Origin of the sequence: Tenacibaculum haliotis, from assembly GCF_025215075.1 — a bacterium.
Taxonomy (GTDB): Bacteria; Bacteroidota; Bacteroidia; order Flavobacteriales; family Flavobacteriaceae; genus Polaribacter; species Polaribacter haliotis_B.
In genome coordinates, this window is the sequence record NZ_JAOBTH010000021.1 from 54,269 (window position 1) to 79,184 (window position 24,916).

At 31.1% G+C, this 24,916-nt stretch carries 22 protein-coding genes; 11 read left to right on the forward strand and 11 right to left on the reverse strand.

Annotated elements, in window-relative coordinates:
• Positions 1-22: 22 nt before the first annotated feature.
• From N2251_RS02615 to N2251_RS02635, 5 genes are read left to right on the forward strand one after another with little or no spacing between them, the layout of a single operon-like run.
• Positions 23-541: a methyltransferase domain-containing protein gene (locus N2251_RS02615; protein ID WP_260585154.1), complete on the forward strand. Its 519-nt coding sequence runs from the start codon at positions 23-25 to the stop codon at positions 539-541.
• A 6-nt stretch (positions 542-547) separates the two neighbouring features.
• Positions 548-1,732, forward strand: a complete 1,185-nt coding sequence (locus N2251_RS02620; RefSeq protein WP_260585155.1) for a glycosyltransferase family 4 protein — start codon at positions 548-550, stop codon at positions 1,730-1,732.
• Between the two features lie 7 nt (positions 1,733-1,739).
• A complete protein-coding gene (locus tag N2251_RS02625; protein WP_312025080.1) occupies positions 1,740-3,014 on the forward strand; it encodes a glycosyltransferase in 1,275 nt (424 codons plus the stop codon).
• Positions 3,011-4,096: a non-hydrolyzing UDP-N-acetylglucosamine 2-epimerase gene (gene wecB / locus N2251_RS02630; RefSeq protein ID WP_260585157.1), complete on the forward strand. Its 1,086-nt coding sequence runs from the start codon at positions 3,011-3,013 to the stop codon at positions 4,094-4,096. The genes N2251_RS02625 and wecB overlap by 4 nt, the downstream gene beginning before the upstream one ends.
• 1 nt (position 4,097) lies before the next feature.
• On the forward strand, positions 4,098-5,603 hold the full coding sequence (locus tag N2251_RS02635; RefSeq protein ID WP_260585158.1) for a lipopolysaccharide biosynthesis protein: 1,506 nt from the start codon (positions 4,098-4,100) through the stop codon (positions 5,601-5,603).
• Between the two features lie 364 nt (positions 5,604-5,967).
• Here the strand turns inward: N2251_RS02635 and N2251_RS02640 are convergent, their stop codons facing one another.
• From N2251_RS02640 to N2251_RS02655, 4 genes are all read right to left on the reverse strand, one after another.
• Positions 5,968-6,378: a GNAT family N-acetyltransferase gene (locus N2251_RS02640; protein WP_260585159.1), complete on the reverse strand. Its 411-nt coding sequence runs from the start codon at positions 6,376-6,378 to the stop codon at positions 5,968-5,970.
• A gap of 153 nt (positions 6,379-6,531) precedes the next feature.
• On the reverse strand, positions 6,532-6,891 hold the full coding sequence (locus N2251_RS14055) for a VF530 family protein (RefSeq protein WP_312025081.1): 360 nt from the start codon (positions 6,889-6,891) through the stop codon (positions 6,532-6,534).
• A gap of 147 nt (positions 6,892-7,038) precedes the next feature.
• Positions 7,039-8,952, reverse strand: coding sequence for a molecular chaperone HtpG (htpG, locus tag N2251_RS02650; protein ID WP_260585160.1), 1,914 nt, complete (start codon positions 8,950-8,952; stop codon positions 7,039-7,041).
• Between the two features lie 121 nt (positions 8,953-9,073).
• The gene (locus N2251_RS02655; RefSeq protein ID WP_260585161.1) at positions 9,074-10,465 is read right to left on the reverse strand and encodes a Gfo/Idh/MocA family protein; all 1,392 of its coding nucleotides are present in this window, start codon (positions 10,463-10,465) and stop codon (positions 9,074-9,076) included.
• Between the two features lie 109 nt (positions 10,466-10,574).
• Between N2251_RS02655 and N2251_RS02660 the strand changes: the two genes are divergently transcribed.
• A complete protein-coding gene (locus tag N2251_RS02660; protein WP_260585162.1) occupies positions 10,575-11,582 on the forward strand; it encodes a 3-oxoacyl-ACP synthase III family protein in 1,008 nt (335 codons plus the stop codon).
• Between the two features lie 158 nt (positions 11,583-11,740).
• On the opposite strand, the gene N2251_RS02665 is transcribed toward N2251_RS02660, so the two are convergent.
• A complete protein-coding gene (locus N2251_RS02665; RefSeq protein ID WP_260585163.1) occupies positions 11,741-14,221 on the reverse strand; it encodes a TonB-dependent receptor in 2,481 nt (826 codons plus the stop codon).
• Positions 14,222-14,317: 96 nt separating this feature from the next.
• Here N2251_RS02665 and N2251_RS02670 point away from each other — a divergent pair, with 96 nt between their 5' ends.
• Positions 14,318-14,680: a CoA-binding protein gene (locus N2251_RS02670; protein ID WP_260585164.1), complete on the forward strand. Its 363-nt coding sequence runs from the start codon at positions 14,318-14,320 to the stop codon at positions 14,678-14,680.
• On the opposite strand, the gene N2251_RS02675 is transcribed toward N2251_RS02670, so the two are convergent.
• From N2251_RS02675 to pyrR, 5 genes are read right to left on the reverse strand one after another with little or no spacing between them, the layout of a single operon-like run.
• Entirely contained in the window at positions 14,677-15,618 is a 942-nt protein-coding gene (locus N2251_RS02675; RefSeq protein WP_260585165.1) for a ribonuclease Z, read from the reverse strand. The two genes, N2251_RS02670 and N2251_RS02675, sit on opposite strands and share 4 nt — an antisense overlap.
• Positions 15,619-15,939, reverse strand: a complete 321-nt coding sequence (locus N2251_RS02680) for a T9SS type A sorting domain-containing protein (RefSeq protein ID WP_260585166.1) — start codon at positions 15,937-15,939, stop codon at positions 15,619-15,621.
• A gap of 32 nt (positions 15,940-15,971) precedes the next feature.
• On the reverse strand, positions 15,972-16,304 hold the full coding sequence (locus N2251_RS02685; protein ID WP_260585167.1) for a hypothetical protein: 333 nt from the start codon (positions 16,302-16,304) through the stop codon (positions 15,972-15,974).
• A gap of 2 nt (positions 16,305-16,306) precedes the next feature.
• Positions 16,307-17,239, reverse strand: a complete 933-nt coding sequence (locus N2251_RS02690) for an aspartate carbamoyltransferase catalytic subunit (protein ID WP_260585168.1) — start codon at positions 17,237-17,239, stop codon at positions 16,307-16,309.
• A gap of 24 nt (positions 17,240-17,263) precedes the next feature.
• Positions 17,264-17,818 (reverse strand): bifunctional pyr operon transcriptional regulator/uracil phosphoribosyltransferase PyrR, encoded by a 555-nt coding sequence (gene pyrR, locus N2251_RS02695; protein ID WP_260585169.1) that lies wholly within the window; start codon positions 17,816-17,818, stop codon positions 17,264-17,266.
• A gap of 145 nt (positions 17,819-17,963) precedes the next feature.
• Between pyrR and N2251_RS02700 the strand changes: the two genes are divergently transcribed.
• Positions 17,964-19,856 (forward strand): SulP family inorganic anion transporter, encoded by a 1,893-nt coding sequence (locus tag N2251_RS02700; RefSeq protein WP_260585211.1) that lies wholly within the window; start codon positions 17,964-17,966, stop codon positions 19,854-19,856.
• A 36-nt stretch (positions 19,857-19,892) separates the two neighbouring features.
• Here the strand turns inward: N2251_RS02700 and N2251_RS02705 are convergent, their stop codons facing one another.
• Entirely contained in the window at positions 19,893-20,834 is a 942-nt protein-coding gene (locus N2251_RS02705) for a hydrogen peroxide-inducible genes activator (protein WP_260585170.1), read from the reverse strand.
• A gap of 114 nt (positions 20,835-20,948) precedes the next feature.
• Here N2251_RS02705 and N2251_RS02710 point away from each other — a divergent pair, with 114 nt between their 5' ends.
• The 3 genes from N2251_RS02710 to N2251_RS02720 all read left to right on the forward strand — a co-directional run bounded on the left by N2251_RS02710 (position 20,949) and on the right by N2251_RS02720 (position 24,916).
• Complete coding sequence (locus tag N2251_RS02710) at positions 20,949-21,419, forward strand: Dps family protein (RefSeq protein WP_260585171.1); 471 nt, start codon at positions 20,949-20,951, stop codon at positions 21,417-21,419.
• 188 nt (positions 21,420-21,607) lie between these two features.
• Positions 21,608-23,128 (forward strand): PhoX family protein, encoded by a 1,521-nt coding sequence (locus tag N2251_RS02715; RefSeq protein ID WP_260585173.1) that lies wholly within the window; start codon positions 21,608-21,610, stop codon positions 23,126-23,128.
• Positions 23,129-23,191: 63 nt separating this feature from the next.
• Positions 23,192-24,916: a cytochrome-c peroxidase gene (locus tag N2251_RS02720; protein WP_260585174.1), complete on the forward strand. Its 1,725-nt coding sequence runs from the start codon at positions 23,192-23,194 to the stop codon at positions 24,914-24,916.

Sequence of the window (24,916 nt, forward strand, 5' to 3'; positions counted from 1 at the left end):
AATTTTTTTTAAATAAAAATTAATGAAAACATATTATCCTCAAAAGAGATATAACCATACAATAAAATTTTTAGAGAAGGTGTTGCCTGCTCCGGCAACTATTTTAGATTTAGGAACTAGAAATAGGTTTACCGAAATTATGGAAAATCATGGGTATACTGTGATCAATACCAAAGGAGAGGATTTAGATTTTATTACGGATATTGTAAAAGAGCACGAAGTAGATGCAGTAACATCGTTTGAAATTTTCGAACATATGTTAGCGCCTTTAAATATTTTAAAAGCCATAAAAAGCACAAAGCTAATAACTACAATTCCCTTAAAATTATGGTTCGCAAATGCCTACAGAAGTAAAACGGATGTATGGGATAGACATTATCACGAATTTGAAGACTGGCAATTTGATTGGTTACTAGAAAAATCGGACTGGAATATTGTTGAGTCAGAAAAATGGACAAGTCCTGTTAATAAAATAGGTTTCAGACCGATATTAAGGAAATTTATTCCGAGATATTATGCTGTTTACGCAGAAAGAAAGTAGTTGTAGATGAGAATAGGAATGATATTGGATAAGGTTTTTCCGCCTGATCCTCGTGTAGAAAATGAAGCCATTGAGTTGATAAAAAAAGGACATGAAGTTTTTTTATTTTGTTTGACTTATAGAGGAGAAGAGCGCGAAGAAACAATTAATCAAATTAAGATAAAGCGATACCAATCTAATAAATTAGAATATAAATTATCTGCTTTAGCATACACCGTTCCTTTTTATTCATTATTGATGAAAAAGAAGATTGCTGATTTTTTATTTAAAAATAAGATTGAAGCCATTCATATTCATGATATCCGAATTGCTGAAGCAGTTTTTTTAGCAAATAAAAAGCAGCAATTACCTGTCGTTTTAGATTTGCATGATAATATGCCAGAGGTGATGAAGTTTTATCCACATCTACAGAAATTCCCTGGAAAATATATTATTTCTCCTAAAAAATGGAAGCGAAAAGAAGAAGCATTTATTAAAAAAGCAAATAAAGTAATTACGGTTTCTCAAGAGTTTGTGAATGAGTTGGTTGATAGAACTAAAATAGCTGAAAATAAAGTGGTTTTAGTACCCAATACCATTCGTAAATCTTTTTATGATTCTTTTGAGTTGAATACAAACATTACTAAAAAGTATAAAGATAATTTTGTAATTCTTTATCTAGGAGATACGCATGTTCGTAGAGGTTTACTAACGGCAATAAAAGCTGTTGCAAAATTAAAAGAACAAATTCCGACTATTAAATTGGTAATTGTTGGTAAAAACACGACCGATTACATATTAAAAGCAGAAGCTGAAAGGTTACAAATAACGGATTTTGTTGATTTTGAAGGTTGGCAAAACGTTTCGTTGTTTCCGTCTTATATAAAAGCAAGTGATATTTGTATTTCGCCTTTAAAACGTAATATTCAGCACGATGTAGCGTATGCAAATAAGCTGTTTCAATATATGAGTTTGGCAAAACCATTATTGGTAAGTAACGCCATTGCTCAGAAAAACTTAATAGAAAAAATAAATGGAGGTTTGGTGCATGAAGCACAAAATATAGCAGATTTCGAGGATAAAGTTTTAACGTTATATAATAATCCTACTTTAAGGGAAGAATTAGGTAAAAACGGAGAGAATTTTGTTAAAAATGAATTTACTTGGGATAAAACATCTAAAGGATTAATCGATTTATACAATAATTTATAATTTGAAAGTGCTAATTATTACATATTATTGGGTTCCAGCAGGTGGTTCTGGTGTACAACGCTGGTTAAAATTTGTAAAATATTTACGTGATTTTAATGTAGAACCTGTAGTATATACAGTTGATGAAGCTAAGTATCCTATTATAGATGCATCTTTAGCAAACGACATTCCTGAAGGTGTTGAAGTACTTAAAAAAGCTATTTGGGAACCAAATGATCTTTTGTCAATCTTTAAAAAGAAAGAAACCAAAACAAGTGCCGGTTTTTTAAATCCGAATCCAACTTTTTTCGGGAAAATATTACAATACATTCGAGCTAATTATTTTATTCCGGATGCAAGAAAATATTGGATAAAACCATCTGTAAAATATTTAGAAAAATACTTATCAGAAAATAAGATTGATGCAATTATTACCACAGGTCCGCCACATAGTTTACATTTAATCGGATTGCATTTAAAGAAAAAAACGAATGTAAAGTGGATTGCAGATTTTCGGGACCCTTGGACTGATATTGATTATTTTCATCAACTTCCATTAACTAAAAAGGCAATAAAAAAACACCATCAGCTAGAAAAAGAAGTGCTGAAAAATGCCGATGCAAGTTTGGTGGTTGGTAAAACAATGAGGGCTAATTATGAAGTGTTTTCTGATAAGATACACGTGGTAACAAATGGGTATGATTCTGAAGAAAAGACTAATAATCAATCTGTTTTAGATTCTAAATTCTCCATCACACATATCGGGTTGATGAATGCAGATAGAAATCCGAAAATGTTATGGACAGCACTGGCAGAATTATCCGAAGAAAACACCGACTTTAAAAACGATTTAGAAATAAAACTGATTGGAAAACTATCTGATGATGTTGTAACAGATTTAAAGAAGTATGACTTTAAAAATGTAACACGTATAAATTATGTGCCACATAAAGAAGTACAACAGTATCAGCGAGCTTCACAAGTTTTATTATTAGCTGTAAATAATGTTCCAAGCGCTAAAGGAATTATAACAGGAAAGATTTTTGAATATTTACAAGCAAAACGTCCTATCTTAGCAATTGGTCCTAAAGATGGTGATTTAGCTGAGATTTTAACAAAAACAAAAGCAGGCAGTATAGTCGATTTTAGTGAGAAAGAGCAATTAAAAAAGACAGTGAGTGATTTGTATAAAAAGTACCAACAAAACTCGTTAACAGTTTCCTCTGTAAATATCGAGCAATACCATCGTAAGGAATTAACCAAACAATTGTCCGTAATACTTAAACAAGTAGTAGATTCTTGAAAAAAATAGTTACCATATTAGGCGCGCGTCCTCAGTTTGTAAAAGGAGCTGTGTTAAGCCGAGTGATACAAAAACATGGCGAAGTTGAAGAAATAATAGTGCATACAGGTCAGCATTTTGATGCCAACATGAGTGCTGTTTTTTTTGATGAAATGCAAATACCTAAACCGAAGTATAATTTAAATATCAACGGTTTAAGTCACGGTGCCATGACAGGGCAGATGCTAGAGAAAATCGAAGAGATTTTAGTAACAGAAAAACCGGATGCAGTTGTGGTGTATGGTGATACAAACTCTACACTAGCAGGTGCTTTAGCGGCCAAGAAATTACATGTAAAAGTGGTGCATATTGAAGCTGGTTTGCGTTCTTTTAACATGCAAATGCCCGAAGAAGTAAATCGTATTGTAACAGATAGAATTGCTGATTTATTAAGCTGCCCTACGCAGGTTGCAATAGATAATTTGCAGAAAGAAGGTTTTGATAATTTAGCGATTAAAATTGAGCAGCATGGTGATATTATGAAAGATGCGGTTGAATTTTACGGTCAGTTTTCAGAAGAAAAATCGACTATTATAAGCGATTTAAAACTAACAGAAAATGAATTTGCTCTGGCAACAATTCACCGTCAGGAAAACACCGATTTTAAAGAGAAATTAACCGAAGTGTTTTCAGCTTTAGAATCAATAAATAAAACAAAAAAAGTAGTTTTACCATTACATCCTCGAACTAAAAAAATGTTAGCGAAGTATAATTTACAACCTAATATTACTTTTATAGATCCTGTTGGCTATTTTGATATGTTAGAATTGTTAAAAAAATGTAGTTTGGTTGTTACCGATAGTGGGGGACTTCAAAAAGAGGCTTTTTTTAATAAAAAGCACTGTATTATAGCAAGAGAAGAAACAGAATGGACAGAGTTGGTAACCTATAAATACGCTACAATTACAGGAACACATCCGAAGAAAATAACCAATGCTTTTAATGATTTTTTGAATTCAGAAATGACATTTGAAGAAACGTTATACGGTAATAATGTTGGGGAGAGAATATATAAATCAATTATAAAATTAATTCAAGAATAAATTGGGAATCGTACTAAGACAGTCGCTAAAAAACACCATTATAATCTATTTAGGGTTTTTAATCGGAGGAATAAACACCATATTTTTATATTCGCGTTTTTTAAAGGATGAGTATTACGGATTAACAATGTATGTTTTTTCGGCTTCTAATTTAATTATGCCAATTACAGCATTTGGAGTACATTTTACAATTATAAAATTTTACTCGAGCTATACTTCTAAAGTAGAAAAAGATAAATTTTTAAGTACAGTACTATTTTTACCATTGCTAATAGCAATACCAATAGGTTTCTTTTGGAGTTATTTTCATGATTGGATTATGGATTTTGTAGCAAAAAGTAATTCAAAAGAAAATTTAATTATCGAAAACTATACGATTTATATATACATCGTTGCGGTTTCATGTGCGTATTTTGAAGTATTTTATTCGTGGGCAAAGGTACAAATGCAATCCGTTTTTGGTAATATTTTAAAAGAACTGTACAATAGGGCAGCGGTTATGATATTGTTAGTTGCGGTTTATTTAAATATAATTATCAAACAAGAGTTCTTGTACTATATCTCGTTTGCATATATTTTAAGAACAATTCTTATGATGTTGTATGCTTTTAAGTTGTACATGCCAAAGCTTAGTTTTACGTTGCCAGATAACTTTAATGAAGTGCTTCGTTACACTTTTTATATCATTTTAGCAGGAAGTGCTGGGGCTATTATTTTAGATATTGATAAAGTAATGATACCAGGTAAAGATGGATTTTCTACGGCTGCTTATTATGGAGTTGCGGTGTTTATAGGATCGTTTATAGAAGCGCCAAGTAGGGCTATGGGGCAAATATTACAACCGCTTACCTCTAAATCTATCAATGAAGATAATGATACAGAAACTAGGAGTTTGTATAAAAAAAGTTCGATTAATTTATTATTAGTAGGAGGTTTGTTTTTTATACTAGTAAATTGTAATGTAGACGAACTATTTAAACTAATGCCTAATAAAAATTATGCCGCAGGTGGTGGGTTAGTTGTTTTGTTAATTTCTACCGCAAAGTTATTTTTAATGTCTTTAGGTAACAATGGTGCTATTATTCAAAATTCAAAGTTTTACAGAATCACTTTACCAGTTGGAGTTGGTATGGCTTTGTCGGTATATTTCTTAAACACTTATTTTTATACCTATTTAAATATGGGAACCGAAGGGTTGGCATTGGCTACTTTAATTACTGTTTTAGTATTTAATACCTTTAAAGTGTGGTTTGTAGGGCAAAAGTTTAAAATGATTCCTTTTACCAAAAAAACGCTCTTAATGGTATTCATAATTGCCATATTGTTTTTAGGATTTTATTTCTGGAATTTTAATATCCCTGAGGTTTTTATCAAAGAGTTTCCAATTCACCCAATAATAAATATCATATTAAAAAGTATTTTAATTGTTGTAGTGTATGTATTTGTGGTAATTAAACTAGCAGTATCAGAGCAAATGAATAATTTAGTAGGTAAGTATATAAAATAAAAAAGACTCATACACATAAGGGAATAAGTCTTTTATTAGGGGGATAAGAATAAATAATTTTAAGGGGGGTAATTATTTATATTACAAATATAGGAGGTTTTTTTAATGTGTTGGTTAACATAGGTTTATAAAGTTAGTTTAACACAGGTAAAATTAAAATGGCTATAAAAACTAATCTTATAGTCGTTTTAGTATAAAAATAGCTTCAACTGAACCTATTGTACATTTTAATTAATGTTTATCAATTCGAGTCAAGCACTTAAAAGATGTTCTTGGTACGATTTTCTTTGATTTCGATTGCGGTCAATCTGATATCTTTAGGAGCATCAAAATAACATAAAAAGAGTTTCATTTTAAACGAAGTTTATAAACTTAAGTACATAATATGATTCGGATTTGAGTGTGTTGCTGATATTTTAAAATCACTTTTCCCTACTATTGTAAAGCCTACTTTCTCATAAAACTGAATCGCTTTTTTGTTTTCTATCCAAACGTTTAACCAAATTCCAACCTGATTATTTTCCTTACATAGAGCTACATTAAAATCGAATAATTTTTTACCGAGCCCTAAACCATAAAATTCCTCAAGTAAATACAATCTACTCATATAAGTGATGTTTTTAGCGGTAACATCTTTACAGGTTTTATTGAAAATTATTTTTGAATACCCGGCAGTTTGATTTTCATATTCCAGTAAATAATATTCATTCTCTACGGTTTCTAATTCTTCTATAAAGTCGCTTTCTTTAAAGTTATTAGTGATATAAGCATTCATATCTTTAGGCGGAGCAGAATGTCCATGTGCAGGTAAAAAAGAGGCGATACTAATTTTAGAAAAAAGTTTAGCTTGCGAGGTATTTGCTTTTATTATTTTGATGATTTCTAGGTGTTTTTAAGGTGAGGTAAAATATTCCGATGTTAAATATTATTATTGCTGCTGTTGTTCTTCTAGCATATCTAAATAAACATCTTCTACATGTTCACGAGCCCAGCGAGTTTTTCTTAAAAATCCTAAACTCGATTTCATGGTCGGATCGTGTTTAAAACAACGAATGTTTACACGTTCTGCTAAATACTCCCAACCATAATAATCAACTAAGCGTTTTAGAAGCTGGGCAAGTTTAACACCATGTAACGGATTGTTAAGTTGCTCTTCTGTTGCCTGTCTTCTGTTTTGTCTAGAAGGATTTTCTTTATTTAACTGCTCGTTAGTTTTTGGCTTAAAATTGATGTTTGTAAGCTCTTCACGTTGTGTTGGGTTATTAATTGGATTATTTTCTGTATCCATTACTCTATTGTTTTATCTTAACATTGAACTACAAAAATAGAACTTGAAACAGCAATTAACTAGTTTAGTAGGGTTTTTAAAAATTTCACAAAAAAACCTCTTTGAGTAAACAAAGAGGTTTTGTAATATTTAAAGTAACGGTGTTACTTATTTAATTAATTCGTAAGAACGCTTAATAAAGTTGGTTAAATCTTCACCATGTAAAAGGTTTTGAGATAACTTGGCTAAATCGAAAGCTTGCGTAATTAATCCTTTTTTCTTGTCTTCATCAGCGTTTAAGATTTCAGAAACTAATGGGTGATTTGTATTAACAACTAAGTTATACATTTCAGGTAAATTACCCATTCCCATCATTCCGCCTCCACCACCAGAAGCTTGCATTTCTTTCATACGACGCATAAATTCTGGTACAGTAATTAAGAAAGGAGACGAAGAAGAATCCATTGCTTCTAATTGAACAGTATATGTTTGCGATGCAATTACACCTTCAATAACTGGTTTTAACGATTCTTTTTCTTCATCTGTTAATTTAGAAATAACAGCTTCGTCTTTCTTAATTAAATTATCAATAAAATCAGAATCAACACGTGTAAACTGAACTTTAGATTCACCTGAAGTTTCTAGTTTTTGCATTAAGTGAGATACAATTGGAGAATCTAATACAACAACCTCATATCCTTTAGCAGTAGCATCTTGAATATAACTGTGTTGTGCCTCTTTGTTAGAAGCATATAAAATTACGTGATTTCCATCTTTATCAGTTTGAGCGTCTTTTGTTTTTTCAATTAACTCATCAAAAGTAAAGTACGTATCTGCAACAGTTGGATATAAAGCGAATTTTTTAGCCTTATCAAAGAATTTATCTTCTGATAACATCCCATATTCGATAATTACTTTAATATCATTCCATTTTTGTTCAAAATCAGCACGATCTTTTTTGAATAAAGAACTTAACTTATCTGCTACTTTTTTAGTAATGTAGCCAGATATTTTCTTTACGGCTCCATCTGCCTGTAAACCAGAACGAGAAACATTTAAAGGAATGTCTGGAGAATCGATAACACCTTTTAACATCTGTAAAAAGTCAGGTACAATTCCTTCAACGTTATCAGTTACATACACTTGGTTTTGATACAATTGGATTTTATCCTTTTGCATATCTAAACTCTGCGTTAACTTAGGGAAAAATAAAATTCCAGTTAAGTTAAACGGATAATCTACATTTAAGTGAATGTGAAATAACGACTCTTCAAACTGCGTTGGATATAGCTCACGATAAAAATTAGTGTAATCTTCGTCACTTAAATCAGCAGGCGCTTTTGTCCAAGCAGGGTTTGTATTGTTGATAATATTATCAACTTCAATTTGTTGGTGAGGCTCAGTAGTTTCTTTACCATCCGCATCAGTTGTAGTTGCAGGTGTAAAATCAGGATCGTTAACCTTGTTCATTCCAAATTTAATTGGCACTTGATTAAAACGATTGTATTTGTTTAATAAACCTCCAATTTTAGCTTCTTCTAAAAACTCTAAAGAATCTTCAGCAATATGTAAAATAATTTCTGTTCCTCTGTCAGATTTATCGTGGGCTTCTAAAGTAAATTCAGGAGAACCATCACATGTCCAATGAGCAGCAGGCTCATCTTTAAATGATTTAGTAATCAACTCAACTTTGTCAGCTACCATAAAAGCAGAGTAAAAACCTAATCCGAAGTGCCCAATAACACCTGTTTCGTTTTTATCGTCTTTGTATTTGTCTAAAAATTCTTCGGCTCCAGAAAAAGCAATTTGGTTGATATATTTTTCAACTTCATCAGCTGTCATTCCTAAACCTTGGTCTTTAATAGTTATGGTTTTAGCCTCTTTATTAATGCTGATTTCAATTTTAGCATCTCCTAATTCGGTCTTAGCTTCACCAATAGCAATTAAGTGTTTTAATTTTGTAGTTGCATCTGTTCCGTTAGAGATTAATTCACGTAAAAAGATTTCGTGATCAGAATATAAGAATTTTTTAATCAGTGGAAATATATTTTCTACCGACACATTAATACTTCCTTTGCTCATAATTATATATTTTGTTTGATATTATTTTCTAGAAAGTTAAATAGTCAAAAAAAATACCAAAAATAGTTTTGTGACAAGATGACATAAAAAACGCCAACAAAAATTGTTAGCGTTAATAAACTTATATGTTTCGTAACATTTCTGTTTTGTTTTTATTTTTCCAGGTTCCGCCTGTAAAATCAGGTACTTTTACTGAACTACTGTTTTGTGCTACTGAAAGTTCTGAAAGTGGCGTAATAGCGCTCCACATTACACTATCATATACATTAATATCTAAAGGTAAACCTTGGTTTAGGCATTTAATTAAACGATAAATCATTACAAAATCCATTCCTCCATGACCAACAGAATTATCAGAAATCTGCGATTTTAATGTACTCCAAAGCGGATGGTTATACTTTTCTCTGTACTCATTATATTTTTCTTTTTCTAACCAATTATGTCCCCACCAAGCTAGTTCATCATCATTAATATATAGTTTTGATGGGTAGCCTTCGTGTACTGCTTTTGTGCCAACAACGGTGTTTAAACGATTGTAAGGCCTGCCTGTATGTACATCAAACTGCAACATAATTGTTTTACCGAGTTTGGTTTTAATCATGGTGGTATTCATGTCGCCACATTTTATGTTCGAAAACTTATCGATTCCACCGCGTTTTGCAGCATCACTTAAACTTTTTTCTCGCGAACTCATAGAAACAAGATGGTCGTATGTGTCACCACGACCAATATCCATATATTGACTGATTGGCCCTAAACCATGAGTGGTGTAAAAGTTACCATCTTTATTTAAATGATGTTTAATTCTCCATTGATCTTCATAATATTTATCATCTAATAAATGTTTACGTAAATCATGAATATAAGCTCCTTCTGCATGTGTTAAATCACCAAAAACACCTTGATTTACCATGTTTAAAACCCAAAGTTCTTCATTGTTAAAACAACAATTTTCGAGCATTATACAATGTTTTTGTGTACGTTCTGCAGTTTCAATGAGTTTCCAACAGTCCTCCATTGTGTAGGCCACAGGCACTTCACAAGCAACATGTTTGCCTTTTTCCATGCCGTATAAAGCCATTGGCGTATGCATTTCCCACGGAGTGGCAATAATTAATAAATCAATATCATCTCTATCTACTAACTTTTTCCATTCATCAGCATTTCCGTGGTATTCATGAGCCGTTTTTTGATGTTTTTTTTGTAAATGTTCATTTAGCTTTGCTGTTTTTTCTTTGTGTAAATCGGAAACAGCAACAATTTCTGCATTATTATTTTTAACCAACCAGTCAAACATTTGGATTAAAGTTTGTCCTCGGTTACCGCAACCAATAATTCCGACGTTAACTTTAGCTATTTTGGGTGCTGTTAAGCCAAAAGCCGTTCCTTTTGCTGTTTTATTTAATAAAGGGTTTATTTTTTCTATGGTTTCATTTTTGCAAGAAATTGCTGTAGATAACCCTAAAAATACAGCTGCTTTAGTTGATAGTGAAAGAAAATCTTTTCTATTCATAATATGTTGATTCGTGTTTGTTAATTTAAGCTTCTTTGTAAAGATATTAAATTATCACTATTTTTACCCGCTACAAATGTGCAAACAACAAAAAACACCAACATAGAATATGTATAATTCAAAAATAACAGGATTAGGTTATTATGTGCCAGATAACGTGGTTACAAATGATGACTTAAAAGAGTTTATGGAAACTTCTGATGAATGGATCCAAGAGAGAACAGGTATTAAAGAACGTCGTTGGATTGATCCAAAAACAGAGGATACAACTGCTGTAATGGGAGCAAAAGCTGCTAGAATAGCAATAGAAAGAGCTGGTTTAACGAAGGATGATATCGATTTTATTATTTTTGCAACTTTAAGTCCAGATTTGTATTTCCCTGGAGGCGGAGTGCAAGTACAAGATATGTTAGATATGCCAACTATTGGTGCTTTAGATGTACGTAACCAATGTTCTGGTTTTATTTATTCGATGTCTGTTGCCGATCAGTTTATTAAAACAGGAATGTATAAAAACATTTTAGTGATTGGTGCAGAAAATCATTCAGGTGGTTTAGAGAAATCTACTAGAGGTAGAGGTGTTACTGTAATTTTTGGTGATGGGGCAGGAGCTGCGGTTTTATCAAGAAGTGAAGAGGCAGGAAAAGGAATTTTATCTTCTCACTTACATTCGGAAGGTAAACATGCTAAAAAATTAGTTTTAGAAGGACCATCTACACAACGTTGGGTTCCTGAAATTTTAGAGAAAAACGATCCAGAAGATCAATCGTATTTTCCTTATATGGATGGGCAATTTGTATTTAAACATGCAATTACTCGTTTTTCAGAAGCAATAAACGAAGGTTTAGAAGCAAACGGATTAAAGAAAGAAGATATTGATATGTTGATTCCGCATCAAGCAAATTTACGTATCGCACAATTTATTCAGAAAAAATTTCAATTAGCTGATGATAAAGTGTATAATAATATTATGAAGTATGGTAATACTACTGCTGCTTCTGTAATTATTGCTTTAACTGAAGCATGGGAAAAGGGTAAGATTAAAGAGAACGATTTAGTAGTTTTAGCTGCCTTTGGTAGTGGTTTTACTTGGGGTTCTGTAATTATTAAATGGTAGTTTTTAGCCCCGATTGAAGCATTTGTTTGAGCTCCTTTTTTTGATTTTTCTTCAAAAAAAGAGCGAGTGCGAAAAGCGGGAAATAGCTTCTAATAAAATATTGAAATAAAAAAAATCCGAAGTTATTACTTCGGATTTTTTTATGAATTATTTTAAGGTTAAAACATTCCACCGCCTTGTTTTTCGTTATTATCACGTTGACGTCTTGCTTTTGCTTTATTTTTTCCCCCTCCAAATCTGTAATTGAAACCTAAGTAAGTAGTTTGACTTTCCCAATTAAACTGACCACTTTGTTTGTAAGGTCTTGTAGAATCAAAACCAAACTTCATTCCATTAAAAATATCGTTAACTCTAAAGTTTATGGTACCTTTTCCTTTTAAAACAGTTAAACTAGCACCAGTATTTATCATCCACATTTCTTTAGTTTTCCATTGAATATCTTCTCCTGGGCCACGATACATGGCAAATAACTGAAAGCGTAAGTTTTTGGTAGCTTTAAAATTATTACTAATACGTGCATTAAACGTTTCGTTTTGCACTTCTATTCTTGCAGAATTAGGATTGTTTAAGTCAGCTGTACCAAATTGTTTTTGTGAGTAAAAATCCATACTAGAATTTAAACGCCACCAATTATTTACTTTATAATTGGCAGAAAACTCCAACCCGTAAGAACTAGTGTCATCAAAATTTGCGAAAGATAATATTTGACGAACTTCGTTAGGGTCAGTAGGATCTTTATAGGTTACACGAGAAATAGCGTCGTTAATTTCGCGATAAAAAGTACCGAATGATAACGAGCCTCCTTTTATTTTACGTGTATAATTTATTTCTAGTGAGTTGGTAAATTGTGGCGCTAAGTTTTCATTTCCGATAGAAGTAATTAGTGGCGTACTCCATTGTCTAATTGGGTTTACTTGCCCAATTCCAGGTCTATCAACTCTACGACTATAGCTTAATTGAAATTGATTTTTTTCTGATGGATTATAAGTGAAAAAAGCTGATGGATACACAGAAAAGATATCGTCAGTAACTGTTGCCGATGGTTCGTTTTCTAAATTAAAATTACCATCAATTTTATACTGCTCTAAACGTGCTCCTAATTGCATGGTTACTTTTCCAAAATTATGTCCGTAGTTTATGTAACCAGAATAAATTTTTCTATCATAATTAAAAGATGAATTTCCAATACGTTCAGTACCTGTGATTTGTGGATTTCCGTTAACATCAGTAATTATTACACCATTTACATCTGTTAAATAAGTGTTTTCTTCTTGATCTGTAGTATTGATGTTTTTAGTGTTGTTTACTCGATATTCTAAACCAACTTCTAATTTTCCTTTTTCTGAAATAGGGTTTGTATAATCAAGATTGATTAAAGTGTTTTCTCCTTCGTTTTTAATTGTATTAAAGTAATTTAATAATTTAGTTGATGAGTTTACTAAATCTTTACTAATAGATTTTTCGGGAGAGTCAGAATATGAATAAGTACTTTCAAATTCTAAATTATGACCTTCTTTTGCAAAATCAATTTTATAATTTACGTTATATGCGCTAGAAGAACCATCTACTTTTTGATCGTTAGGAGCATGTGAGGTTAGTACATTGTTTTCATAAATTTTTGGAACAGATAAACTATGTGCATCAAACCAATTTTGAGTCGTATAAAATGATAAGGTATTTTTGTCATTGATATAAATATCAGCTCCAATTTTTGCTAAATGAGATGTGTTTGCATTGTTTCCTCTAAATTGTTGAACATTATTGTTTTCAGGTCTTTCAATTTGTCCGTAATTTAAATTGTTACCTGTATTGTAACCGTAGTTTCCAAAAAAGTTAACCTTACCAGTTTTGTAGTTCATGTTAGTTGAACCATTAAAACGTGTAAAATAATCTGTAGTAACACCTAAATCAACAGAACCATTAAACCCCATGTTAGCGTTTTTATTTAAAATAATATTGATAATTCCGCTCATTCCTTCAGGGTTGTATTTTGCTGATGGATTGGTAATTAACTCGATACTTTTTATTGATGAAGATGGTATTTGTTTTAATAATTGAGCTGCACTCATATTTGTTGGTTTACCATCTACAAGCACACGAACGTTACTATTACCACGTAAGCTTATGCCACCAGTTTGGCTATCAACACTTACAGATTGTACGTTGTTTAATAGTTCAGATGCAGTTGTACCGGCAGATGTTAAATCTTTACCAACATTAATTACTTTTCTATCTACTTTCTGTACAACGGTAGACGTTTCTGCTCTAATTTCTACTTCATCTAATGTTGTTGAATCTTCAATTAATGAAATAGTTCCTAAATTTATTTTTCTATTCTTATTATTAATAGTAACTTGTTTAGAAATGGTTTTGTACCCAATGAACTGAATTTCAATCGTGTTTTTTCCTTCAGGAATATTTTTTATAGAAAAAGTACCATTGTCGTTTGTGATTCCTCCAGTTAAAATTTTATTGGCAGCATCTTTGATTATAATGTTTACGTAAGGTAAAGGTTCCTTGGTTGTTTTATCAATAACTTTACCTGAAACAGTACCAGCCTTTGGTAAGTTACTTTTGGGCATTTGAGCAAATAAACTCACACTAAATACGGTGAAAATTAGTAGTAGTATTTTTTTCATTTTGTTTGTTTTTTAGATTCTTTTGATACTTAGTAGACTTGCCATTTATCATTTTCGTTACTACAATTAACGGATTTTAACTTATTATTAACAATTATGAAAAAAAATACTTTAGTTATAGGAGCTTCTTTAAATCCTACGAGATATTCAAATATTGCAATTAAAAGATTGATTGATAAAGGAATAAAAACCGTTGCAATTGGTTTAAGAAAAGGGAAAGTGTTAGACACTATTATTGAAAAAGAAAAAGTACTTTTTAAAAATATTGATACTGTTACATTGTATTTAAATGCTGAGCGTCAAAAAGAATACTATGAGTATATAATTTCATTACAACCCAAGAGAGTAATTTTTAATCCGGGTACTGAAAATAATGAGTTTTATAAACTTTTAGAAGAAAATAAAATCCAGTCAGAAGTGGCTTGTACATTGGTTTTATTATCAACCAATCAATATTAATTTAAAATATTTACAGGAGCCGAGTTTGTAGAATATAGTTTACCGGCTTCGGCTAATTCTACATTTTTAAAAATTGTTTGTGCTTCGTCTTTAAAATCTTCTATGTTTGAATATCGACTAGAATAATGACCAATAATTAATTTATTTACGTTTGCTTGGTTAGCAATTGAGGCTGCTTGTTCGGCAGTAGCATGTTTTGTTCTTTCACATAAATCTTCCCTATTTTTTAAAAAGGTAGCTTCATGGTATAAAAGATCTACATTTTTAATAATAGGAACTATATCTGGTTTATATGCAGTATCACTACAAAAAGCAAAGCTTTTTGATTTAGGAGGATCGATAGTTAATTCGGAATTGGGAATAACTTTACCTGTAGATAAAACAAAATCTTTACCTGATTTGATATTATGGTAATCGCAAGTATCTATTTCTTTGTATTCTTCTATTTTACCGATATGTAATTTTCTTGGCTTTTCTTTTTCTCTAAATAAAAACCCGTTGGTATAAACTCTGTGGTCTAAAGGAATTGTATGTACAGAAACTTTATCATCTTCAAAAATTAACTCGCTTTCTTTTGATACGAGTTCGTGGAAATGAATATGGTATTTTGTCCAAGATTTTGATAGTTTTAATTGAAGAGTAGTAACTTCTTTAATACCTTTTGGACCATAAATGTGGAGTTCTTTTTCACGATTTAAAATACCGAAGGTAGAAATAAGACCTATAAGGCCAAAGAAATGATCACCATGTAAATGAGATATAAATATATGATTGATTTTAGAAAAACCAACTTTATATTTTCGCATTTGTCTTTGTGTACCCTCGCCACAATCTATTAGAAAATGACGGTTGTTAATTTCTAAATATTGAGATGTAGGATGTGCGTTTACTCTTGGGGTGGCAGAATGGCAACCTAAAATAGTTAACTTTAAACTCATTTATCTAATTACAAAACGTTTAGAAATTACTTCTTTATTGCTTTGAATAGCATATATATACATGCCTGATTTTAAATCGTTACGATTAAAAGGTATAGAATTACGACCATTAATCACCTTTAACTTTTTAGAGTACACTGTTTTTCCGAGTACATTTCTAACAGTTAAAATAACCGTTTGACTTGTTTTTGAGTTTACAAAAATGGTAGTACTATTCGTAAAAGGGTTCGGAGACGCAACTAATTTATCTATAGATTTTTCTTGAGAAAAACTAGATAATGTTATCGTTAATAAAAATAATAAAAGTATTTTTTTTACCATATGTATTCATTTAGGGGATAATAAATATAAGGCTAAAAACCCAAATCACGTTGAATATTTTCCATTTCTATAACATCTTCCGCTTCAGTTAGGGTTGGAACAATGTTAAAAGTTTCAGGAAAATCATCAATATTTACATCCTTTACTACAATAACAAAAGATGTGCCGTTTTTTAGATGTTCATGAGCGTATACCAAAAATAATAAAATATTTTCTTTGGTAGCGTTAAAACTCTCTGAAATTTCAACAATAAGGTGTTTTTCCTTATAGTTAATGTGTTCTTTTTCAAAAGTTAACATAAATTCAGCGAAAGTTTCTGCTACTGAACTAAATAAAGTATAGATTGTTTTTTCTGCTATTTTCATGATTATCTTTTTATTTGTTGAGCAAGTAAATATATTGCAGCCATACGTACTGCAACACCATTTTCTACTTGATTTAAGATAATAGATTGATTACTATCGGCAACATCACTAGTTAATTCTACCCCACGGTTTATAGGACCTGGATGCATGATAACAATTTCTTTATTAAGGCTATCTAGTATTTCTCTGTTAATTCCGAAAAGTTGTGTGTATTCTCTTGTTGAAGGAAAATATTTAATATCCATTCGTTCATGTTGTACACGTAAAACATTGGCTACATCACACCATTCTAAAGCCTTCTTTAAGTTTGTTTCAACCTCAACACCTAAACTAGTAATGTATTTAGGGATTAAAGTAGTAGGGCCACAAACTTTTACCTTAGCGCCTTGTAGTTGCAATGCAAATATATTAGAAAGTGCCACTCGCGAGTGTAAAACATCACCTACAATTACAATTTTTTTACCTTTTAGATTACTGTTTAAAGCTTCTCGCATAGAAAAACTATCCAACAAAGCTTGTGTTGGATGTTCGTGAGTTCCGTCACCAGCGTTAATAATTTTAGCATCTACATGCCTCGATAAAAAAATACCTGCACCAACACTTGCATGACGCATTACAACAATATCAACTTTCATGGCTAATATATTGTTAACAGTATCTATTAAAGTCTCTCCTTTTTTTACTGATGATTGCGCAGCAGAAAAATTAATTACATCAGCAGATAATCGTTTTTCAGCTAACTCGAATGATAATTTTGTGCGAGTACTATTTTCAAAAAATAAATTAGCAATCGTTATATCTCGAAGAGAAGGAACTTTTTTAATGGGTCTGTTTATAACTTCTTTAAAATGAGAAGCAGTTTCAAAAATAAGCTCTAAATCAGTTTTGTTAAGGTACTTAATACCTAATAAATTTTCAACACTTAACTGCTTCATCTTAGTTTGTTTTTATAATCATAACTAATCAAGCTTGGTAGGCTTGGTTTCTAGGTAAATTGTATCTTTTTTATGAGTCTCTTGCCAATTAACAACTACCTTTTCTTCATTAATAGCATCTACTTGTCTACCTCTGTAATTAGGTTGAATTGGTAAATGACGACTAAAACGACGATCGATTAATACTAATAATTCAATATTTTCTGGTCGTCCGTATGATTGAATTGCGGTTAAAGCACTTCGCACACTTCTTCCTGAATACAGTACATCATCAATAATAACCACCTTTTTATCTTCAATTAAAAAATCAATTTGAGTAGATGTAGCCTCTAATGGCTCATTTCTTCTACGAAAATCATCACGATAAAAAGTAATATCTAACAGTCCTAGTTTAAGGTCTTTAATATTATATTCTTCGGTTAATAATTTTGTTAATCGTTTTGCTAAAAAAGAACCTCTAGGCTGCAAACCTATTAAAACGGTATTAGAAAAATCGTTGTGATTTTCGATTAACTGACAGGCTAATCGATGCAGAATGATTTCAATTTCTTTAGAAGTAAGTAGTGTTTTCCTGCTCATGTTTTGCTATCAAATTGGTATGATAGTTTATTTTTCAAAAATAAAGCAAAAAAAACAGCGGACAAAATTAAACTTGATGAAACATAAAACTATATGAATAAAATTATCTTTACATTTGCCAACTTTTACAATAGCCGAGAATATTATGATGAAATACCTTAAAAATAAGAAACTTAACATTAAAGATGATACGTTAGCAGGGATAACAGTTTCTTTAGCAATGATACCAGAAGTGGTAGCTTTTGCTTTTGTTGCTCAAATTAGCCCAATAGTAGCATTGTTTGGTGCATTTGTAGTGGGAATAATTTCAGCCGTTTTTGGTGGTAGACCAGGACTTATCTCTGGTGCAGCAGGTGCTGTAGCTGTTATTTTTGTAACGATGATCCAAGAAGGGCATGCAAAAGGCTTGCTTTTTGATAACCCTGTAGAAAATATGGGCTATTTCTATTTACTAGCCGCAGTTGTTTTAATGGGAGTAATACAAGTTTTTGCTGGTTTGTTTAAGTTAGGGAAATTTGTACGTTTAATTCCACACCCTGTAATGATGGGATTTGTAAACGGATTGGCAATTGTTATTTTTATGGCGCAATTGGGAATGTTTACAGAAAATAAAAAAGATTTTTTCGGACAAAATATGCGTAAAACCGAATCGAAAGAATTGGTTTATAATGTAACAGATAATCAAGTTAAAGATTTAAATTCTGACACTGTTTTATTTACCATTGATGGAAATTCAGTAAGGAATAATAATACAAACGAAGAAGCTTTTTTCGTTTCAGAAGGTCAGGTTTTTGATGCTAAAACAAAAAAAGTTGTTTTTAACGTTTCTGAAGAAGGGTTTTATTCGGTAAAAGATAGCGGAGTTGTAAAATCAACCATGCAAGGAGAAAAGCTTTATACAATGATTGGGTTGGTTTTATTAACAATGCTTATTGTATGGGGATTACCAAAAATAACTACTAAAATACCGGCAGCATTAACGGCTATTTTAATTGTTACATTAATATCAATCTTTAGTGGTTTAAGTTCTATTAATGTTGGTGATTTTATTAGAGACGGAGGAGGAGCTGGTTTAAACGGTATTGATGAAATATCAAAAAAACTAAATTTATTAGAGCTTTGGAGCAACTTACCTTTTAATTTAGATACCCTTAAATTTATTGCACCTTATGCCTTTTTAGCGGCATCTGTTGGTTTGATAGAAACTTTAATGACTATGAATTTAGTAGATGAGTTAACAGATAGTAGAGGTAACGGAAATAAAGAGTGTGTTGCGCAAGGAGCAGGAAATATTGTTAGTGGTGTATTTGGTGGAACTGGTGGTTGTGGTATGATTGGCCAAACAGTTATTAATATCAACGCTGGTGGTAGAGGAAGATTATCGGGAGTAATGATGTCATTAACCTTATTAACTTTTATTTTATTTGCTGATAAATATATAGAGCAAGTGCCAATTGCTGCTTTAGTAGGAGTAATGTTTATGATGGTTATTGAAACATTTGCATGGTCTAGTTTTAGAATCATGAAAAAAATTCCAACTTCTGATGCATTTGTATTAGTAATCGTATCTGCAGTTACTGTATTTTTCGATTTAGCAATTGCCGTTTTTGTAGGGGTAATTATATCAGCTTTATCTTTTGCTTGGACAAGTGCTAAGAAAATTAGAGCTAGAAAAAGAATGAAAGCAGACGGAACTAAAGTGTATGAAATTTGGGGGCCTTTATTCTTTGGAAGTATTACTACTTTTAATGAAAAATTTGATGTTAAAAATGATCCTGAAAATGTAGAAATTGATTTTATTGAAAGTAGAATTTCTGATCACTCTGCCCTAGAAGCCTTATTTATTTTAGTAGAGAAGTATGAGAAAGCAGGAAAAACATTAAAATTAAAACACTTAAGTGAAGACTGTAAAGTGTTAATGTATAAAGCGAATGATAAGTTTTATGATGTAATTATAGCTGATGTTGATGATCCTCGTTATCATTTAGCTGAAAATCCTGAAGCTTTTCCGAAGCCTCTATCAGAATATAAATTTTAAATAAAAAATCCCGCTAAAAGCGGGATTTTTTATGACTTATATTTTATTTATCGGACTAATAATATCAACATCACTAAAAGCAATTGCGCCTCTAATAACACTATCTATAGTGCTTTTTAAAGCTTCAATTAATTGCATTTTAAGTTGTGATTTATGATAAATTAAGCTGACCTCTCTTGCAGGAGGAGGTGTTTCAAATTCTCTTAAATGTTCTTTGTCAGATTCATTTAAATCTAGCGTATTTAAATATGGCAATAAGGTCATGCCTAAACCATCTTTAGATAGTTTTATGAGTGTATCAAAACTTCCACTTTCTAACTGAAAATGATGCGTTGAGTTCTTTTTATTAGTTCTGCATAAATTGATAATGCTGTTTTTAAAACAATGTCCATCTTCTAGTAATAAAATGTCATCCACTTCTAAATCATCAATTTTAATCTTTTTCTGATCATACAAACGATGTTCTTTTGGGATTAAACCCACAAAAGGTTCGTAATATAAAACGCGTTCTTTTATCGCTTCATTTTCTAGCGGAGTTGCCGCCAAAGCAGCATCGATATGACCGTCGGTTAATTTTCTAACAATTTCTTCAGTAGTTAACTCCTCTATAATTAACTGAACTTTCGGATAGTTTTTACTAAATGTCTTTAAAAACATTGGTAGTAGAGTTGGCATAACCGTAGGTATAATTCCAAGTTTAAACTCGCCACCTATAAATCCTTTTTGTTGATGAACTATATCTACAATTCGATTACTTTCATCAACAATAACTTTAGCTTGTTCAATAATTTTTTGACCAACTTCGGTTAATTCAATTGGTTTTTTTGACCGGTTAAATATTTTAGCCTCTAATTCATCTTCTAATTTTTGAATTTGCATACTTAAAGTAGGCTGCGTAACAAAACAGTGCTCAGCTGCAATAGTAAAGTTTTTATATTCAGCAACAGCAAGGGTGTATTTTAACTGAGTTATTGTCATTCTATCAAATTTTTTGATAAAGATATTAAAACTATCAATATCACTTATAGTTTTTGTGATTTATTTAAAAGTAATTTTGAAGTATTAAAATATGAATAACTAAAAATAAATAAAATGAATACAACAGTTATAGGATTAGATAAGAATAAATCAATTGAATTAGTAAAAGAATTAAATGTTTTGTTGGCTAATTTTCAAGTTTATTACCAAAATGTTAGAGGATTGCATTGGAATATTAAAGGGAAAAGTTTTTTTGAATTGCATGTGAAGTTTGAAGAGTTATATACTGATTCTCAGTTAAAAGTAGATTTAATAGCTGAACGAATTTTAACATTACAAGGAACTCCATTGCATACTTTTGATGATTATATAAAAGCGGCAGAGGTTCCTGTAGGAAAAAATATAAGTAAAGATGTTGAAGCAGTACAATTAGTTGTAAAGTCATTAGCCGGATTGTTAAAAGTTGAAAGAAAAATTTTAGAATTATCTGAAGCAGGAGCTGATGAAGGAACAAATTCTATGATGAGTGACTTTATTACTGAGCAAGAAAAAACAATATGGATGTTAAACGCTTGGTTGGGGTAAGATTAATTGATTTAAATAGAAAAAGGTGTACTAATTTAGTGCACCTTTTTCTATTTAGAATAGTTCTAGTTATTTAAGTTCTCTTAATAAAATTTACATTTTAATGATGTGATATTAAAATAGCATTGATATAAGTTTTACAAACGCGCCCTTAATTTGAGGAATCAAAAAAACTAAAAACTATCATAATGAAAAAATTAAAATTAAGCTTACTTACCTTATTAACAATTTCAATTAGTATTACCACATTTACAGCTTGTGAAGATGCTATTGATGGAACAGACGGTATAGATGGTATTGATGGAAGTAACGGATCAGATGGAGAAAATGGTTCTGATGCAACAACATATTTAACAGCTTCTAAAACACCAAACTTTTTAAAAGTAACAAGTGATTTTGTAGGGTTAAAAATTACGCCAATTTTATCATCAGAAGATGTGATACCAAATTCACCAGACTTTGTATATGGTTCTATGGCAGATGGAGCAGGTTTGTTAGCTGAAACAGATGGTAGTTTTACATTAATTAATAATATTGAAGCAGATTATTCTATTGCAAGAATTAAATTAAACGAAAATTTAAGACCAGTATCTGCAGAATATATTTTAAACGCAACAGCAACAGCTGAAACTGCTCAGTGTTCTGGATCAATGATTTCTCCACAAGAACATGGTTTTGGACCATTATATTTATCAGGAGGTGAATGGGGTGGAGCATCTAAAGGTGTTTTTGCAACAGATCCTTATAAATCAGTAACCGATGCTAGTACAGGAAATATGTTAGCAGCATTAGGGCAATGGTCTACTGAAAATGCTGTAGTAATAGGTAAAGATGCTTATGCGGATAAAACGGTAGCATTTATTGGAGACGATAATGCTAATAACGAAGTGCCTTCAGGTCAATTAGGAATGTATGTTGGTAATAGAGGAGATTTAGATGGTGGAAAATTATATGGTTTAAAAGTAACTTCTCCAGGTGTAACTTATGAAATGGACATGGCTGAAGGAACTGAATATGATGTGGAGTTTGTAGAACTTGAAGAAAAAGAAATTAACGCTTTAGATACTGAATGTAAAACAAAAGGGGTTATGGGATTCTCTAGATTAGAAGATATTGATTGGAGAAGAGGTTCTGCAGCGAATAATAGAGAAATTTATTTTGCAGTAACTGGACGTAATAAGCCAGGTTTAGTTGGTAAAGGATCTATTTTAGGACGTGTTTATAAAGTAGTTTTAAATGATACTGATCCAACAGGAACTGCAAAAATTACTTGTGTATTAGATGGTGATATTGTTGGAGGAAAAGCAGATGGATTTCACTCGCCAGATAACATTTTAGTAACTGAAAACTATGCTTATATTCAAGAAGATCCTAACGGGTATGCTTCTGTAAATCCAAGTATTATAGGATATTCTAAACTGTATCAATATAATTTAACAACCGGAGCTATAAAAACAGTATTAGAGTGTGATCAAGAAAGAGCAGCATCTTTAGGATACGGTTCAACTTCAAGAAATTGGGAAATTACAGGAATGATTGATGTGACAGATATTGTAAATAATGGTAAGAATTCATTTTTAGTAATGACTCAAAACCATGGATGGGAACCAGCAGACGGAACTTCATTTACAGATCCAAAAGCAAATCCTAATTTATCAAATAGAAAAGAAGGTTCTGTTTTACATTTAATTACAGGATTAGAAAGATAAAATATGAAAGATATCTTAAGTCTAGCTAAGACATACCTTTGTGTATGTCTTTTGCTTTTATTGATGGGATGCAATCAAAAAAAAGAAAAATATCAATCAATTACAGCATTTTCTGATGCTGTAAAACAACTTTATGTAGAGCAGCTTTCTATGGCTATTGAAAATCTAGATGCCATGGAAGGAAAGCCAATAAAAGAACAACGAAATAAATACATAGCAGCAAGAAAAAATTTTAAATTACTAGAGCCAATTTTAGCTTTTTCAGACAAAGACAATTATAAATCGTTAAATGCACCTAATATAATAGGGGTTAAAGGCGAGGAAAGTAATGATACTAGAGCGATAAAGCCGATAGGTTTTCAGGTAATAGAAGAAACTATTCATGAAGAAAATATTGATCAAGATGTTTTAAAAAGAGCAATAACCGTTACAAGTGGTCGATTAAAATTAATTCGAAAAAATGTAGTTATTAAGTTAAAAGACTATCATGTAATTTGGTTGATAAGAGATCAAATTACAAGAATAGCTACCACTGGTATTACAGGTTTTGATTCGCCTGTTTTAAATCAATCACTAATAGAAAGTTCATATACTTATAAAACAATATTAAAGATTGTTCAACTAAATAAAGAGAAGTTTACATCAAAAGAGCTGCTTATTAAGTTTGAAAAAGCAATTAAAAATGCCCAAAAAGATTTAGACCATGATTTTGATAGTTTTGATAGATTTACTTTTATAAAAAAACATACGAATCCGCAATTAAAAATATTACTTGAAATTCAAAAAGACTGGAAAGTGAAATTTCCTTTTGAAATGGCATTGTCTAATAACATGACAACCTTGTTTTCAGATAAAACATTAAACGCCAATTATTTTTCCGACCATTTAAGTGATACTACTCAATTGGCAGCTAAAATAGTTTTCGGAAAACAGTTGTTTAATGACACCTCTCTTTCTAAAGATTATAATATGGCTTGTGTAACCTGTCATATTAAAGATTTGGCTTTTACAGATGGTCGAAAAACATTTGATAAGAATCAAACAAGAAACACCCCTACATTAACTTATGCTTCTTACCAAAGAGGTTTTTTTATGGATTCGAGAGCAGGCAGTTTAGAAGGGCAGGTTATTGGTGTGGTAGAAAATCACAATGAATTTAATATGTCTATGGATTCAGTAGTACAGCGTGTGTTAAAAAACGAAAAATATAAAAATTTACTTACTAATTTATATGATAATAAAAGAGTAAATTTTAACATTCGACATGCGATTGCATCCTATATAAGAACCTTAAATACTTTTAATTCAAAATTTGATAAAAACATCAGAGGAGAAGAGGCTAGTTTAACAAGTGACGAACAAAAAGGATTTAATTTATTTATGGGAAAAGCATTGTGTGCAACGTGTCATTTTGCACCTGTTTTTAACGGAACCGTTCCGCCTAATTACAATGATACAGAGCTAGAGTTTATAGGTGTTCCAATATCTACGGATACTATAAATCCAATGATTTCATCAGATCTAGGACGTTATAATCTGTATAAAACACCCGAACGTAAACATTTCTTTAAAACACCTACTATTAGAAATATAGCCAAAACTGCACCATATATGCATAATGGCGTTTATAAAACTTTAAAAGAAGTAATGGATTTTTATAATAAAGGAGGCGGAGAAGGTTTAGGGTTTCATAAAGAAAAGCAAACATTACCTTTTGATAAATTAAATTTATCTGAAAAGGAAATAACTCAAGTTGTAGAATTTATGAAAACATTGACTGACGAGTAA